Origin of the sequence: Chryseobacterium sediminis (genome assembly GCF_008386505.1) — a bacterium.
Classification (GTDB): domain Bacteria; phylum Bacteroidota; class Bacteroidia; order Flavobacteriales; family Weeksellaceae; genus Chryseobacterium; species Chryseobacterium sediminis.
This window is the reverse complement of sequence record NZ_VUNZ01000001.1, coordinates 509519-524934: the sequence shown is the minus strand read 5'-3', so window position 1 is coordinate 524934 and position 15416 is coordinate 509519. Positions and strand designations below refer to the sequence as shown.

The window sequence follows — 15416 nt, the reverse complement described above, 5'->3', positions numbered from 1 at the left end:
ATAAAAATAAAAATTTACATATGAAAAGAAGAATCAAACATGTAACGGTTCTTGGTTCAGGAATTATGGGAAGCGGTATCGCTGCTCACTTCGCCAACATCGGTGTTGAAGTATCACTCTTGGATATTGTTCCTTTTGAACTTACTGAAGCTGAACAGAAAAAAGGTTTGACCAAAGATGACAAGGTAGTAAGAAACAGAATTGCTTCCGAAAACTTTGAAAAACTTAAAAAAGCAAGTCCTGCACTTCTTTATTCACCAAAGTTTGCAGACAGAATTAAAATCGGAAACTTCGATGATGATCTTCCGAAAATAAAAAATACAGACTGGATCATTGAAGTAGTAGTAGAAAGACTTGATATTAAAAAGTCGGTTTATGAAAAGATTGAACAGTTCAGAAAACCGGGAACATTGATTTCTTCTAATACATCAGGTATTCCTATCCATTTCCTTACAGAAGGCAGAAGCGAGGATTTCAAAAAATATTTTGCAGGTACACACTTCTTTAATCCGGTAAGATATCTTCCTCTTTTAGAGATTATCCCTACAAACGATACAGATCCTGAGATCATTGATTTCTATATGAATTATGGAGCTAAATTCTTAGGTAAAACAACCGTTTTAGCAAAAGATACTCCTGCTTTCATCGCCAACAGAATTGGCGTGTTCTCTATGATGGATCTTCTTCATAATGTACAGAAATTAGGACTTACCGTTTCTGATGTTGATAAATTAACAGGTCCTGTAATCGGGCGTCCAAAATCTGCTACGTTCAGAACAGCTGATGTTGTAGGTCTTGATACTTTGGTAATGGTAGCCAACGGAGTTCGCCAAAGCGGTGCTGAAGCCAATGATTTCAATGATGTATTTGCGCTTCCAGGCTATATCCAGAAAATGATGGATAATAAATGGTTAGGTTCAAAAACGGAACAAGGTTTCTACAAAAAAGTGAAAAATGCTGACGGAAAATCTGAAATTCATGGATTAAATCTTGACACTTTAGAGTATGAACTTCAAGGAAAATCATCATTCCCTACTCTGGAATTAACAAAATCTATTGACAAACCAATTGACAGATTCAAAGTTCTGATTGGTGGTAAAGATAAAGCCGGTGAATTGTACAGAAAATCTTTAGGTGCATTATTCGCTTATGTTTCGCATAAAGTTCCTGAAATCTCTGACGAAGTTTATAAAATAGACGATGCCATGAGAGCTGGTTTCGGATGGGAAAACGGGCCGTTTGAAATCTGGGATGCTGTAGGTGTTGCAAAAGGTATAGAACTGGCAAAAGATGCAGGTTATGAAGTTTCAGACTGGGTAAAAAATGTAAAGACTTTCTATAAAGTTAATGACGAAGGACAAAGTATTTACGTTGATAAAAATTCAGGAGAATACAACAAAATTCCTGGTCAGGATGCATTTATCATCTTAGACAATATCAGAAAAAATAAAACACTTTGGAGTAATTCCGGTGCAGCGATTGAAGATTTAGGAGATGGAATCATCAACTTCGAGATCCGTTCAAAAATGAACTCTCTTGGAGGCGAAGTTCTTGATGGATTAAACAGAGCAATTGACTTAGCAGAAAAGGAATATGACGGATTAGTTGTAGGAAACCAAGGGGCGAACTTCTCTGTAGGAGCCAACCTTGCTATGATTCTTATGATGGCTATCGAGCAGGATTGGGATGATTTGAATATGGCTATCGCTTACTTCCAGAAATCTATGATGAGAGTACGTTACTCTTCTATTCCTGTAGTAGTTGCTCCGCACGGAATGACTTTAGGTGGAGGATGCGAAATGACAATGCATGCAGACCGAGTGGTTGCTGCAGCAGAAACATACATCGGATTAGTAGAAACCGGAGTGGGTGTAATCCCTGGCGGTGGTGGTACTAAAGAATTGACTTTAAGGACTTCCAGAGAATTCCACAACGATGATGTTAAAAACAACAGACTTCGTGATGCTTTCATGAACATTGCAATGGGTAAAGTAGCAACTTCTGCATATGAAGCTTACGATATGGGAATCCTTGAAAAAGGGAAAGACATTGTTTCCGTAAGCAAAAACAGACAGATTGCTGAAGCTAAAAAAGTAGCAAAACTATTAGCGGAGCAAGGATATACTCAGCCAATCGAACAAAAAGTAAAAGTTCTTGGTAAAGATGCATTAGGAATGTTCTATGTAGGAACGGATCAGATGTTAACCGGTAATTTCATCTCTGCACACGACAAGAAAATTGCTGATAAACTAGCTAACGTAATGGTAGGTGGAAATCTGTCTGAACCAACAGTGGTAACAGAACAGTATCTATTGAACCTTGAAAGAGAAACTTTCCTTCAGCTTTGTGGTGAGAGAAAAACTCTTGAAAGAATCCAGTATATGTTACAGAACGGAAAACCACTAAGAAACTAATTTTTTTGTAAAATGTAAAAAGTATTAATGTATTCACGATGCATAATTTCAGAGATTTAGAAGTTTGGACAAAATCCATGAAGCTTTGTAAAATATTTTATATAGCTTCAAATAATTTTCCCAAAGATGAAATGTTCGGATTGACTTCCCAATCAAGAAGAAGTTTATATTCAATTCCTTCTAATATCGCCGAAGGGGCAGGCAGAGATACAGATACTCAGTTTTCACATTTCTTAAATATAGCATTAGGCTCTTCATTTGAATTTGAAACCCAGATATTAATTGCAAATGATTTAGGTTTCTTTAAAGATGATGATTTTAATATAATTTATTCAGAAATTAAGCATATACAAAATATGTTAGCAAAATTGAAGCAGAAATTTAATACTTAAGCATTTTAATCATAAATACATTTTACATAAATACTTTAATACAAAAAAAATGAAAACAGCATATATAGTAAAAGGTTTCAGAACTGCCGTTGGAAAAGCTCCAAAAGGAAGTTTAAGATTTACAAGACCTGATGTCATGGCGGCTACCGTTATTGAAAAATTAATGGCTGAGCTACCACAATTAGATAAAAACAGAATTGATGACCTTATCGTAGGAAATGCAATGCCGGAAGCTGAACAAGGGCTGAACGTTGCGCGTCTGATCTCTTTGATGGGGTTAAATACAGATAAAGTTCCGGGAGTTACTGTAAACAGATACTGTGCTTCAGGAAGTGAGGCAATCGCTATTGCTTCTGCAAAAATCCAGGCTGGTATGGCAGATTGTATTATCGCAGGAGGTACTGAATCTATGTCATACATTCCAATGGGAGGTTACAAACCGGTTCCTGAAACGGATATCGCAAAAACCAACCCTGATTACTATTGGGGAATGGGTTACACTGCTGAAGAAGTAGCAAAACAATACAATATCACAAGAGAAGAACAGGATCAGTTTGCTTTTGAATCTCATATGAAAGCTTTAAAAGCAAATCAGGAAGGCAAGTTTGCCAACCAGATTGTTCCTATTCCTGTAGAATATAATTTCCTGGACGAAAATCAGAAACTACAGACTAAAAAGTTTGATTTTTCAATAGATGAAGGTCCTAGAGCTGATACTTCTTTAGCTGGTTTAGCAAAATTAAGACCTGTATTTGCCAACGGAGGAAGCGTAACAGCCGGAAACTCTTCTCAAATGAGTGACGGAGCCGCTTTCGTAATGGTAATGAGTGAAGAAATGGTTAAAGAATTAGGATTGGAACCTGAAGCAAGATTAGTAGCTTATGCTGCTGCCGGATTAGAGCCGAGAATCATGGGAATGGGGCCTATCTACGCTATTCCTAAAGCATTAAAACAAGCAGGATTAGAATTAAAAGATATCGATTTGATCGAACTTAACGAAGCATTCGCATCTCAATCGGTTGCTATCAAGAAAGAATTAGGTTTAAATCCAGATATCTTAAATGTAAACGGAGGAGCCATTGCATTGGGTCACCCTCTTGGATGTACAGGAACAAAACTTACGGTTCAGCTTCTTGACGAAATGAGAAGACGTGGCAACAAGTACGGAATGGTTTCTATGTGCGTTGGAACAGGGCAAGGCGCAGCTTCAATCTTTGAATTATTATAATATAAAAAAACAAAAATAATGAGTGATAAACTTAATAAAACATTAAAAGGCGGTGAGTTTTTAATTAAAGAAATTCCAGCTAATGAAATTTTCTCTTTGGAAGAACTTTCTGAAGAACAAAAAATGCTTCGTGATTCTGCGAAAGAATTTATTGACAGAGAAGTTATTCCACAACATGATCGTTTTGAGAAAAAAGATTATGCATTGACTGAAGAAACAATGCGTAAATTAGGAGAAATGGGACTGTTAGGAATCACAGTTCCTGAAGAATATGGAGGTTTGGGAATGGGATTTGTGAGTACCATGTTGGCTTGCGATTATGTTTCCGGAGGAAATGGCTCATTAGCAACAGCTTATGGGGCACATACGGGAATCGGAACTCTTCCTACTCTACTTTACGGAAGTGAAGAATTGAAAAAGAAATACCTTCCGGATTTAGCTACAGGAACAAAATTCGGGGCATATTGTTTAACTGAGCCGGATGCAGGATCTGATGCCAATTCAGGGAAAACAAGAGCAAGATTGTCTGAAGACGGCAAACATTATATTATCAATGGACAAAAAATGTGGATTTCCAATGCAGGTTTTGCAGATACTTTCACATTATTTGCGAAAATTGATGATGATAAAAATATTACAGGTTTTGTAATCAACCGTTCAGAATTAGAAAATCCAGAAAGTTTAACATTTGGTGAAGAAGAACATAAATTAGGTATTCGTTCCTCTTCTACCCGTCAGGTTTTCTTCAATGATATGAAAGTTCCTGTTGAAAATATGTTAGGTGAAAGAAACAATGGTTTCAAAATCGCTTTGAACGCATTAAATGTTGGTAGAATTAAATTAGCTGCAGCAAACCTTGACGGACAAAGAAGAATTTTAAACCATGCTATTCAATATTCAAATGAAAGAAAGCAATTTGGTGTTTCTATTTCTACTTTCGGGGCAATCAGAAAGAAAATTGCAGAAATGTCAACCGGAGTTTTTGTGAGTGAAGCAGGTTCTTACCGTTTAGCAAAAAATGTTGAAGATAAAATTGCTGAATTAGTTGCTGGCGGAATGGATCATCAACAAGCAGAATTAAAAGGAGTTGAAGAATTTGCAGTAGAAGCTTCTATCCTTAAAGTTTTTGTTTCTGACCTTACTCAAAATACAGCTGATGAAGGAATCCAGATTTATGGAGGAATGGGATTCTCAGAAGATACACCAATGGAATCTGCATGGAGAGATGCAAGAATTGGCAGAATCTATGAGGGGACCAACGAAATCAACAGATTATTGGCGGTAGGAATGCTTATTAAGAGAGCAATGAAGGGTGAATTAGACCTTTTATCTCCTGCAATGGCAATCAGCAAAGAATTGATGGGTATTCCTTCATTTGAAGTTCCTGATTATTCAGAATTCATGAGTGAGGAAAAAGCAATTATCGCAAATCTTAAGAAAGTATTCTTAATGGTTTCCGGAGCTGCGTTACAGAAATATATGATGGATATTGAGAAACAACAGCACTTATTATTAAATGCTTCTGAAATCCTTAACCAGATCTATATGGCAGAATCTGCAATATTAAGAGCAGAGAAACACTTCTCTCCTGAATCTGTAGAAGCAGCTATGGCTCAACTGAACCTTTATAAAGCTGTTGAGAAAATCATCACTTCAGCTAAAGAAGGAATTGTTTCTTTCGCGGAAGGAGATGAGCAGAGAATGATGCTTTCCGGATTAAGAAGATTTACGAAATATACCAACCACCCGAATGTAGTAGCTTTAACTGAAAAAGTTGCAGCACACTATATCGAGAAAGGAGCTTATTAGTCTTTAATAACATAAATTTGATTTAAAACGCCTCATTTTGGGGCGTTTTTATATATTTAAAATATAGAACAAAACAGAAATATACCCAACCCGGGAAATCTAAAAAAGCATTTGTGTGATGAATTGAGATTTAAAGTTTTTTAAATCTCAATAATTTTTGTTATTTTTATTATAACTAAAAACCATAAAACGCGAAACATAATATGAAAGCATTATTTCCCCTACTCCTTTTATCAGCTGCTCTAACGGCTCAGAAAAAGGAAAACTTGATTCTTATTCCCAAAACAGATACCGTAAAAATTGTCAGCAAAGGAAAATTCCCAGGATACCTTGCGTTGAAATCAGATAAGCCCCAAACAGGATTTTATAAAATGCTGATTAAGAAACCTAATGATACTATTCTCTATCTGGCTTTGAAAGAACCCACAAAAGACTATTCGCAATACAAAATTTTAAACGCTATCACACCAGATAAACTTCAGATAAACCAAAAGAAGCTCATACCAGCTAAATAATACAACACAAATCCAAAAAACGATAAACATGGGAAAATTTATTATCTCTAAAAGAACAAACGGAGACTTTCAGTTTAACCTCAAAGCAGGAAACGGACAGATTATTTTAACCAGTCAGGGTTACAGCACAAAACCATCCTGCGAAAACGGAATCGGATCTGTAAAGACCTATTCACAGGAAGATTCAAAATTTGAAAGAAATACAGCCAAAGACGGCAGATGCTATTTCAATCTCAAAGCAGGAAACGGACAGATCATAGGAACCAGCCAGATGTATGAATCTGACAACGGCATGGAAAACGGAATAGAATCTGTAAAAAACAATGCGCCACACGCTCATGTAGAGGATGAAGCAAGTATTTAAAATCCATTGAAATAATCTTGATAAAAATGTCTTATTTTTTTAAGGCATTTTTTATTTTTGTACTCTATTTTTCATTAGAAATGACAAAAGAAGAATTACTGAATAGAGCAATCAAAATTGCCGACAAAGCCCATAAAGGACAAACCGATAAATACCATGCCCCGTACATAGCTCACGTAATGCGTGTGATGAATTATGGTAAAACACTGGACGAAAAAATCGTTGGAGTACTGCATGATGTAGTAGAAGACCATCCTGAAGAATTCAGCCTGGATTATTTAAGGTCTGAAGGGTTTCCTGAATATATTATTTTCGCCATCAGCTGTCTCACCAAATTTGATCCGGAAGAAGATTACGATGATTTCATTAAAAGAACAGAAAGATCCCTTCTCTCTGTTGCTGTAAAGCTGAATGATCTTCGTGACAACATGGATCTTAGAAGATTAAACAGAGAACTTACGCCTAAGGATATTAAAAGATTCAACAAGTATCTGAAAGCGTATCGTTATCTGATAGAGAAATATTAATAAAAAAACACATGACTAATAACCTACCTAAAATTTCATCAGCTTATCAATCCAAGCTGGTCTCTGCTATTGTATCTATTTCGGTCTTTTTCCTGATCTATCTGATGCTTATACTTGCCTCACTTCTAATGATCTTCTTATTAGGATATGGGGCCATAAAACTGTTAAGTATTTCTCTTAATTACTTTACCGTTTTTGGTGCAGCAGGATTGCTAAGTGTTGGAGTTTTTGTATTTATATTTCTTGTTAAATTTATTTTCAAAAAGACACATTACAGCACTCGTCATCTGATAGAAGTCAACAGATCCCACCAGCCCGAGCTGTTTGCCATTATTGATGAAATTATAGCTGAAACCAAAGTAAAAGCGCCTCAAAAAGTTTTTCTTTCACCCGATGTAAATGCCAGTGTAAGCTATAATTCAGTTTTTTGGAGTATGTTTTTACCCGTAAAGAAAAACCTTACAATTGGGGTTGGTCTTATCAACTCAACCAGTGTGGGAGAATTAAGATCTGTTTTAGCCCATGAGTTTGGACACTTCTCTCAAAAAAGTATGAAGGTGGGTGGCTATGTGAACCAGGCTGAAAAAATAATCTTTGAAACTGTTTACAATAACAAAGAATATGAAAATTTCATATTAGAATTTTCCGGAGGTAATGCTGTTTTTAAAGTTTTTGGTCTGATATCGGTCAGTTTTATCAATGCTTTCCAATCTGTTCTTAAAAGTATTTCAAATTTTCTTTTTAAAAACCATGCTTCTCTCCAAAGAGAAATGGAATACCATGCAGACGCTATTTCAACTTTTATTACCAATCCTGAAGAACAGGCTTCATCTTTATTAAGGCTGGAATTAAGTGATGCCGCTTTTAATTATTCTTTTAATTTTTATATTGAAAGCCAGCAAAAATATCTTCCAAAGGATCTTTATAAGAACCAGATCTCTTTAATGAAAATCTTATGCGAAAGAAATAATCATCCTTACGTAAACGGACTTCCTAAAATAGATGCCGAAGACCTTACCCGATATAATAAATCCAGAATAGAAATTGAAGACCAATGGACTTCACACCCGGATATCCTGAAAAGAATTGAAAGGATCAAAATAAACGAAACCAGAAATATAGCTGCAGACCACAGATATGCAAGAGAGATCATCAGTGGTTTTGACAATATCTGTGAAATCATGACCGCAAAATTCCTTACTTTACGCAGTGTAAAAAATGTAGGAGAAGTGATAGATGATGAAAGTTTTATAAAACTCTATCTGGAAAACAGTACTTACCAGACTTTCAGTTCAGATTTTAACGGATATTACGAAAGACACAATCCTATTGTAGAAAATATTGAATCCGTAATTTCAGATTCATTACCTCATCATGCTTCCGATCTTTTCAGTGACAAAAAAGTATCTTTAATCTACGAAAAATTCGCAATAGAGAGTGATATACAGACACTGCAATACCTGGTTTCCTATCCGAAAGAAATAAAAACCTTTAGATTTAATAACAGCCTGTACAAAGCAAAAGATGCCGGAAGACTTATCCCTGATCTTGAAAATGAGCTGAAAAAAGTACAGGAAGAACTTCTTGAAAATGACAAAGCTATTTTTCAGCATTATTATCATATTTCTAATGAGGATCTGAAAAAAGACCTGCTTACCAAGTATAAAAAACTGGCAGTCATAGATAGAGAATTTAACGATTTCCAGAAAAGTCTTAATGAGTTTACGGTATACCTGCAGTTTATGGCGGTTACTTTACCTTTTGAAGAAATCCGTAAACACAGAGCCACGTTGTTAAAAGCAGAAGAACCATTTAAACAAAAAACCAGAGAACTTCTTGAACATTCAGCTTATAAGGAAGCCTTAACTGATGAAGATAAAAATCTTTTACAGGAATTTGTAGATTCTGAATATATCTACTTCAACAAGGACAAATATCTTGAGCATGAGATAAGCGCTGTATCTTTGCTGATTGAAAAATACCGGGCATTACTCAATGATCATTACCTTAATTCTAAGCTGGATTTATTAAATTTTCAGTCAGGTTTAAGTAAAAATTAATCTGCACCCGGGAAATCGTAAGTCTTCGTGTGATGATCCGTCCCATCGATATTGATGTTTAACGCAAGGTAAATAAAATGTAAATTTTTGTTACCCTTTGCTTCAAATTCACGCTGCCAAAGATATCCGCTCACAATTCCAAAGTAATCATCAATCTGATAGCCGAAACCGCCATAGACTCTGTTTCTGGCAAAAGTAGGCTTCATTGGTGATACAAAGAAAACTTCGTCATATGCATTGGCGAAAACAGTTCCTTTCTTGATGGTCTTGGCATTCAAAGGAACACTTACGTTCAGACGGTATCTGTAACGCATTCTCTGGGAAGTAAGATCTGTTTTAGGCTCATAGAACCAGCTTTTTTCAACACGAAAACGGTTTTCAAACTTTACGATACCTTTTTTAAGATCAATGACATCCTGAAGCCATACTCTGAACTCCTCTCTGCTTAAACTGTGATCTTTATAGTTGACATATCTTCCCAATCCTACGAAAGGTTTGTGGTTTTTAGTAAGATTATACCCTAATCCCCCTTTTATCTCATAATAATCAGGGTAGGTATAATCTTCATTACCACGCATCTGCCCTTCTGCATAAAGGAAAAATTTCGGATGAAACTTATAGGTCAGAGTCACTGCATTGAAGCTGGAAATATGTTCCTGTGCTTTAAAAAAAGAAATTCCAAGTAGTAAACCTAGGCCTATAAGACGTTTCATAAAAAATTTTTGCAAATGTATATTTTTTAACAATTTGTTAATATTAACTTTCATTAATATTACATTAACACCTACTTAATATTAATTGTGTAAGAAAACCCAATGTGGAACCACCTTTGCGGCATTGCCACTCCAAATGCTTCCGTGTAATTTGTATTGGTAATATTGTTAATCAATACATAGACTGAGTAGTCTTTTTTAGCAAAACTCAGCTTTTCATCAACAAGATTATAAGTTCCCAGATTCACTCTTTCATTATAACGGTAAACAAGCTCGTTGGTAAAGTTTTTCAGGAATTTCACCTCTAATTTGGAAACCAGCTGGTGTTTCAGATTGTCCAGAATATATCTTGAAACCAATCCGTTTTTCTCTTCATATTTGCTGTCAATATACGTATACCCAATTGTGTACTTCAGCCAGTCTAGCGGTCTATGGCTCCACTCTGCTTCAATTCCTTTAGTTTTGATATCTCCTACATTTTCGGCGAACCATACTTTGTCTTTAAGGTCATTTTTAACCCAGTCGATAGAATTGCTGGAGTTCCTTAAAAACCCACTTATTTTAGCTAAAATTTTGTTATTCTGATATTGATATCCTACCTCGGATGAAAGCGCATTTTCAGGCTGTAAATTCGGATTTCCTTTTTCCGTTCCGCTGACATAAAAAAGTTCGGTAAAGGTTGGTATACGATGTACTTTTGCAATATTTCCGTAAATTTTACTATTGGGATTAAAGTTATAGCCGACATCCAGACCAGGATAAAAGAAATTTCCTTCTTTAGAATAATTAGCCCATGAAATTCCCGGACTGATATTCAGTTTTTTATCCAGTAATGAAAAATGGTGTTCAAAGAAAACCTGAGATACAAAACGGTTTCTGTCACCCAGATTACTGCTCACCAAAAATTCCTTTCTAAGCTCTACTCCAATTCCGGTTGTTCCCAATCCCCATTGGTAGCTGGAATTCACTTCACCACCTACATTATTTCCAATATGCATATTTCTGTAAAAATCAGGATTCCATCTGTCATAAAGATACATATCCTGTCCCCTTCTCCAGTATACATTGGAATTCAGTTTCAGTTTCCCAAAAGTCTGCTGATGGGCAACACTTACAATAGAAGCCTGTGTTTCTTCATATTGTTTTGTTGCAGCGCTGGAAGCATAAAAACCGTTAGCCCCGAATTTCTTTTCCGAAAAGCCAGCCTGTACTCTTACATCTCCGTTCTTGATATTCAATTTCCCCTGATAAAATACATTTCTTATCTCATAATCAGTATTAAACATATACCCTTCTGAAGAAGCAGAATTAGCCTGAAGGGAGTTCGTAAACTTTTCATTTCCTATCTGCGCATTGAATCCAAGTCCGTAAGTACTGAAGTCTCCTCCATCCGCACTGATCTTCACTTTTTTTCCGGGAACAGTTTTAGTGATAATATTAATAACACCGGCATAAGCATTCTGTCCAAAACGTCTGGCAGCCGGTCCTTTGATGATTTCTATTCTTTCTACGTCATCCAGATCAACCGGAATATTCATATTGTTATGTCCGGTTTGGGAATCATTCATTCTGATCCCGTTCAAAAGCAGAAGAACCTGCTCAAAAGAACTTCCCCGAAAACCGATATCACTCTGCACCCCATTGGCTCCTCTCCTTCTGATATCCATTCCTGGTACCTGCTGAAGAATTTCATCTATACTTTTAGCCGGAGAATTTACAATATCTTCTCTGCTGATAACGCTGATATTCTGGTTGGCACTTTTATAAGGTGTAGAGATAAATTTTCCCTGAAATTCAATGCTTTCAATATCTGTTGTCTTCTCCTGCGCATTTACCCAAAGTAAAGATCCCAGAAAAAAAGCACTTCCTATCTTTTTGATCATAATCGTTTCCGTAGTTTTTCTTATATAACAGATCCCAAAAGTAAGGGAGTTCACCAAGACAAGCAAATGATAGTTGTCATAAAAAAAGATGCAGCGGAATGCTGCATCTGTGTGAGGGAGTAATTCTATCTTTTCTTCATTAAATGTGTAACCAGATCTCTGAATAATTTTCTCATTCTATATTACATATTTAAGGGTACAATTTTAAATAATTTTTAAACACAAAACAATAGTTTAACAAAAAAAATACAACATAATTTCTAAAACCATATAAAATACCATTAAATAAACAGTAAAACAAAAATAAATCACAAAACCTGCTTCATTTTACCGTTTTCTGATAATTATAATTCAATTTTATTCCCCTGATTTACCATTTATAATAATAATTTTTAACAATAAGATATACATAAAATTTTCACTAAAAATTCGTAATTTTGTGGGTCTTAATTTTACGATGAAACTATTCCTTTTCAACTGTATTTTTTTAATGGGATTTTAAAAAATTGGTGTTACAAAGGTCATTGTTGATTCAGGAATAGAATAAAGTTCAATTGATGACAGGCCTTGGAATATTCTGTGGCAAAACACCATTATACTGGCAGCCTTAATACTGTACAGTCACTTTTATGAATAAACAAAATATGGCTAATACAACAGAAATAGACATAAAAAAACAGATTTTTGTTAAGAATGCACATCTTAACAATCTGAAACATATAGATGTCCTGATCCCGAAAAATAAACTGATTGTTATTACAGGAGTTTCAGGAAGCGGTAAGTCATCTTTGGCCTTTGATACCATTTATGCCGAAGGGCAGAGAAGATATGTTGAAAGTTTAAGTTCTTATGCACGTCAGTTTTTAGGGAAATTAGAAAAACCAAAAGTAGATGACATCAAGGGACTTGCACCGTCTATTGCAATCCAACAGAAAGTAATTTCTTCCAATCCGCGTTCTACTGTAGGAACGTCTACGGAGATCTACGATTATATGAAGCTTCTTTTTGCAAGAATCGGGAAAACTTTTTCACCTGTTTCGGGAGAAGAAGTGAAAAAAGATTCGGTTTCTGATGTGATAGATTTTATCAAAGCATCCAAGAAAGACACTTCTTTCTTATTGACAGCTCCTTTGGAATATGATGCTGACAATTTCAAAGAAACACTGAATATTTTAAAGCTGGCAGGTTTCACAAGACTTGAAATTAACGGAAACTTAGCAGGAATCGAAGATCTGGAAAGCTTTGGATTTGCGCCTGAAAAAGGAATGACGATCAATCTTGTTATTGACCGTTTTTCTTATGAAGAAGACGAAAGCTTTTTGCAAAGACTTGCGGATTCTATTCAGATGGCATTTTATGAAGGACGCGGCTATTGTTCATTAAAAAATACAGATACTGAAAAAGTAAAAGAATTCTCCAATAAGTTCGAGCTGGACGGAATGGAATTTCTTGAACCGAATGTTCATTTTTTCAGCTTTAATAATCCATACGGAGCATGTCCTGCATGTGAAGGATACGGAAAAGTAATTGGAATAGACGAAGATCTTGTAGTTCCCAATAAAACATTATCCATCTACGAAGATGCCGTTGTCAGCTGGAGAGGTGAAACCATGAGTGAATGGAAAAAAGACTTCATCAAAAAAGCAGGTGACTTCCCTATTCATAAACCTTATCACCAATTAACAAAAGAACAGAAAAACTTCCTTTGGAAAGGTGACGGAAAAAGCAGTTTCCCATCCATCAATAATTTCTTCAAAATGCTTGAAGAAAACTTATATAAAATCCAGTACAGAGTAATGCTTTCACGCTACAGAGGAAAAACCCTTTGTCCTACGTGTGAAGGATTGAGACTGCGTGAAGAAACAAGCTGGGTAAAAGTAGATGGACATAATATCCAGTCGATGATAGAACTTCCTTTGGATGAGCTGGCCCCGTTAATCAATGGGCTAAAGCTTTCAGATCATGACAAAGAAGTAGCCAAAAGACTGATCTATGAAATCACAACCCGTCTGGAATTTTTACTAAAGGTAGGATTAGGATATTTAACATTAAACAGAACTTCCAATACGTTATCAGGAGGAGAAAGTCAGAGAATCAACTTAGCAACAAGCTTAGGAAGTTCTTTGGTAGGTTCTATTTATATCCTGGATGAGCCTTCTATCGGGCTTCATTCTAAAGACACAGAAAACCTGATTGAAGTATTGAAAAATCTTCGTGACCTTGGAAACACCGTTATTGTGGTAGAACACGATGAAGATGTAATGAGAGCCGCAGATTATATTATTGATATTGGTCCGGAAGCAGGTTATCTTGGTGGTGAACTGGTATTTGCAGGAGATTATAAAGATCTGAAAAAAGCAAACACTCTTACCTCGGAATACCTTACCGGAAGACTGGAAATTGAAGTTCCGAAGAAAAGAAGAAAAGGAAAAGAATGGATTCACATTAAAGGAGCCCGTCAGAACAACCTTAAGAATATAGATGTAGATGTTCCACTGGAAAGCCTCGTTGTAATTTCCGGAGTTTCAGGAAGTGGAAAATCTACTTTGATGAAAGAAATTCTTACGAATGACATTCAGATTCAGCTTGGAATGGGTGGTAAAAAAGGTGACTATGATTCGGTAGAATTCCCGAAAAAGCTGATCAAAAACATTGAGCTTATTGATCAGAACCCTATTGGAAAATCATCCCGTTCAAACCCGGTGACCTATCTGAAAGCATATGATGACATCCGTGATCTTTTTGCCAAGCAGAAAGTAGCCAAAATGATGGGTTACAAACCTAAACACTTCTCTTTTAACGTAGATGGAGGAAGATGTGATGAATGTAAAGGAGAAGGCGTTATCAATGTTTCTATGCAGTTTATGGCAGACATCGAGCTTGAATGTGAGGTTTGTAAAGGAACACGATTCAAAAACGAGATTCTTGAAGTGAAATTTGATGAAAAAAACATCTCGGATATCCTTCACATGACCGTAGACGAAGCGTTGGCATTCTTTAAAGATAATAATGAAGAGAAAATTGTAACAAAGCTGAAACCTCTTCAGGAAGTTGGTTTAGGGTATCTGCAGCTTGGACAAAGTTCTTCTACTCTTTCCGGTGGTGAGGCACAGCGTGTGAAACTGGCTTCATTCCTTGTAAAAGGAGTAACAACCGATAAGACATTATTTATCTTTGATGAACCTTCCACAGGACTACATTTCCATGATATTCAGAAATTATTGAAATCCCTGCAGGCACTTATTGACCTTGGACATTCGGTAATTGTTATTGAGCATCAGCCTGATATCATCAAATGCGCAGATTATATTATTGACATTGGTCCAGAAGCAGGAAAACATGGTGGCGAAGTTGTTTTTACCGGAACTCCTGAAGACCTGACAAAAAATAAAAAGTCTTATACCGCAAAATACATCAAGGAAAAGCTTGAACAATAAAATAAAAAGCGACTGTTTTAGAAACAGTCGCTTTTTTATGTCAATTTAAAATAATAACTGTAGCATTTTGAACC

Annotated in this window: 11 protein-coding genes; 9 read left to right on the top strand and 2 right to left on the bottom strand. The window is 35.8% G+C overall.

The window, feature by feature from the left end; translation table 11 throughout:
* Positions 1 to 20: 20 nt before the first annotated feature.
* From FW780_RS02425 to FW780_RS02390, 8 genes are all read left to right on the top strand, one after another.
* Complete coding sequence (locus FW780_RS02425) at positions 21 to 2414, top strand: 3-hydroxyacyl-CoA dehydrogenase/enoyl-CoA hydratase family protein (protein ID WP_149832043.1); 2394 nt, start codon at positions 21 to 23, stop codon at positions 2412 to 2414.
* 38 nt (positions 2415 to 2452) lie between these two features.
* Complete coding sequence (locus FW780_RS02420) at positions 2453 to 2806, top strand: four helix bundle protein (RefSeq protein ID WP_149832042.1); 354 nt, start codon at positions 2453 to 2455, stop codon at positions 2804 to 2806.
* Positions 2807 to 2855: 49 nt separating this feature from the next.
* Positions 2856 to 4034 carry a thiolase family protein gene (locus FW780_RS02415; protein WP_047375154.1) on the top strand — a complete coding sequence of 393 codons (1179 nt, stop codon included), beginning with the start codon at positions 2856 to 2858 and terminating at the stop codon, positions 4032 to 4034.
* Positions 4035 to 4052: 18 nt separating this feature from the next.
* Positions 4053 to 5843, top strand: coding sequence for an acyl-CoA dehydrogenase family protein (locus tag FW780_RS02410; RefSeq protein WP_149832041.1), 1791 nt, complete (start codon positions 4053 to 4055; stop codon positions 5841 to 5843).
* Between the two features lie 203 nt (positions 5844 to 6046).
* Entirely contained in the window at positions 6047 to 6358 is a 312-nt protein-coding gene (locus FW780_RS02405; protein ID WP_149832040.1) for a hypothetical protein, read from the top strand.
* A 28-nt stretch (positions 6359 to 6386) separates the two neighbouring features.
* Positions 6387 to 6722, top strand: coding sequence for a YegP family protein (locus FW780_RS02400; RefSeq protein WP_149832039.1), 336 nt, complete (start codon positions 6387 to 6389; stop codon positions 6720 to 6722).
* A gap of 80 nt (positions 6723 to 6802) precedes the next feature.
* Positions 6803 to 7249, top strand: a complete 447-nt coding sequence (locus FW780_RS02395) for a phosphohydrolase (RefSeq protein ID WP_149833788.1) — start codon at positions 6803 to 6805, stop codon at positions 7247 to 7249.
* Positions 7250 to 7260: 11 nt separating this feature from the next.
* A complete protein-coding gene (locus tag FW780_RS02390) occupies positions 7261 to 9309 on the top strand; it encodes a M48 family metallopeptidase (RefSeq protein WP_149832038.1) in 2049 nt (682 codons plus the stop codon).
* Here the strand turns inward: FW780_RS02390 and FW780_RS02385 are convergent.
* Positions 9306 to 10022, bottom strand: coding sequence for a DUF2490 domain-containing protein (locus FW780_RS02385; RefSeq protein ID WP_149832037.1), 717 nt, complete (start codon positions 10020 to 10022; stop codon positions 9306 to 9308). The two genes, FW780_RS02390 and FW780_RS02385, sit on opposite strands and share 4 nt — an antisense overlap.
* A gap of 71 nt (positions 10023 to 10093) precedes the next feature.
* Positions 10094 to 11905, bottom strand: coding sequence for a TonB-dependent receptor plug domain-containing protein (locus FW780_RS02380; RefSeq protein ID WP_149832036.1), 1812 nt, complete (start codon positions 11903 to 11905; stop codon positions 10094 to 10096).
* Positions 11906 to 12549: 644 nt separating this feature from the next.
* Here FW780_RS02380 and uvrA point away from each other — a divergent pair.
* Entirely contained in the window at positions 12550 to 15342 is a 2793-nt protein-coding gene (gene uvrA / locus FW780_RS02375; RefSeq protein ID WP_149832035.1) for an excinuclease ABC subunit UvrA, read from the top strand.
* The last annotated feature ends 74 nt before the right edge of the window (positions 15343 to 15416 follow it).

What these genes read in the sequence shown, in the direction of transcription:
- FW780_RS02400 (WP_149832039.1), top strand. Translation starts at nt 6,387, where the DNA reads ATGGGAAAATTTATTATCTCTAAAAGAACAAACGGAGACTTTCAGTTT.
- FW780_RS02420 (WP_149832042.1), top strand. Translation starts at nt 2,453, where the DNA reads ATGCATAATTTCAGAGATTTAGAAGTTTGGACAAAATCCATGAAGCTT.
- FW780_RS02395 (WP_149833788.1), top strand. Translation starts at nt 6,803, where the DNA reads ATGACAAAAGAAGAATTACTGAATAGAGCAATCAAAATTGCCGACAAA.
- FW780_RS02425 (WP_149832043.1), top strand. Translation starts at nt 21, where the DNA reads ATGAAAAGAAGAATCAAACATGTAACGGTTCTTGGTTCAGGAATTATG.
- uvrA (WP_149832035.1), top strand. Translation starts at nt 12,550, where the DNA reads ATGGCTAATACAACAGAAATAGACATAAAAAAACAGATTTTTGTTAAG.
- FW780_RS02390 (WP_149832038.1), top strand. Translation starts at nt 7,261, where the DNA reads ATGACTAATAACCTACCTAAAATTTCATCAGCTTATCAATCCAAGCTG.
- FW780_RS02415 (WP_047375154.1), top strand. Translation starts at nt 2,856, where the DNA reads ATGAAAACAGCATATATAGTAAAAGGTTTCAGAACTGCCGTTGGAAAA.
- FW780_RS02410 (WP_149832041.1), top strand. Translation starts at nt 4,053, where the DNA reads ATGAGTGATAAACTTAATAAAACATTAAAAGGCGGTGAGTTTTTAATT.
- FW780_RS02385 (WP_149832037.1), bottom strand. Translation starts at nt 10,022, where the DNA reads ATGAAACGTCTTATAGGCCTAGGTTTACTACTTGGAATTTCTTTTTTT.
- FW780_RS02380 (WP_149832036.1), bottom strand. Translation starts at nt 11,905, where the DNA reads ATGATCAAAAAGATAGGAAGTGCTTTTTTTCTGGGATCTTTACTTTGG.
- FW780_RS02405 (WP_149832040.1), top strand. Translation starts at nt 6,047, where the DNA reads ATGAAAGCATTATTTCCCCTACTCCTTTTATCAGCTGCTCTAACGGCT.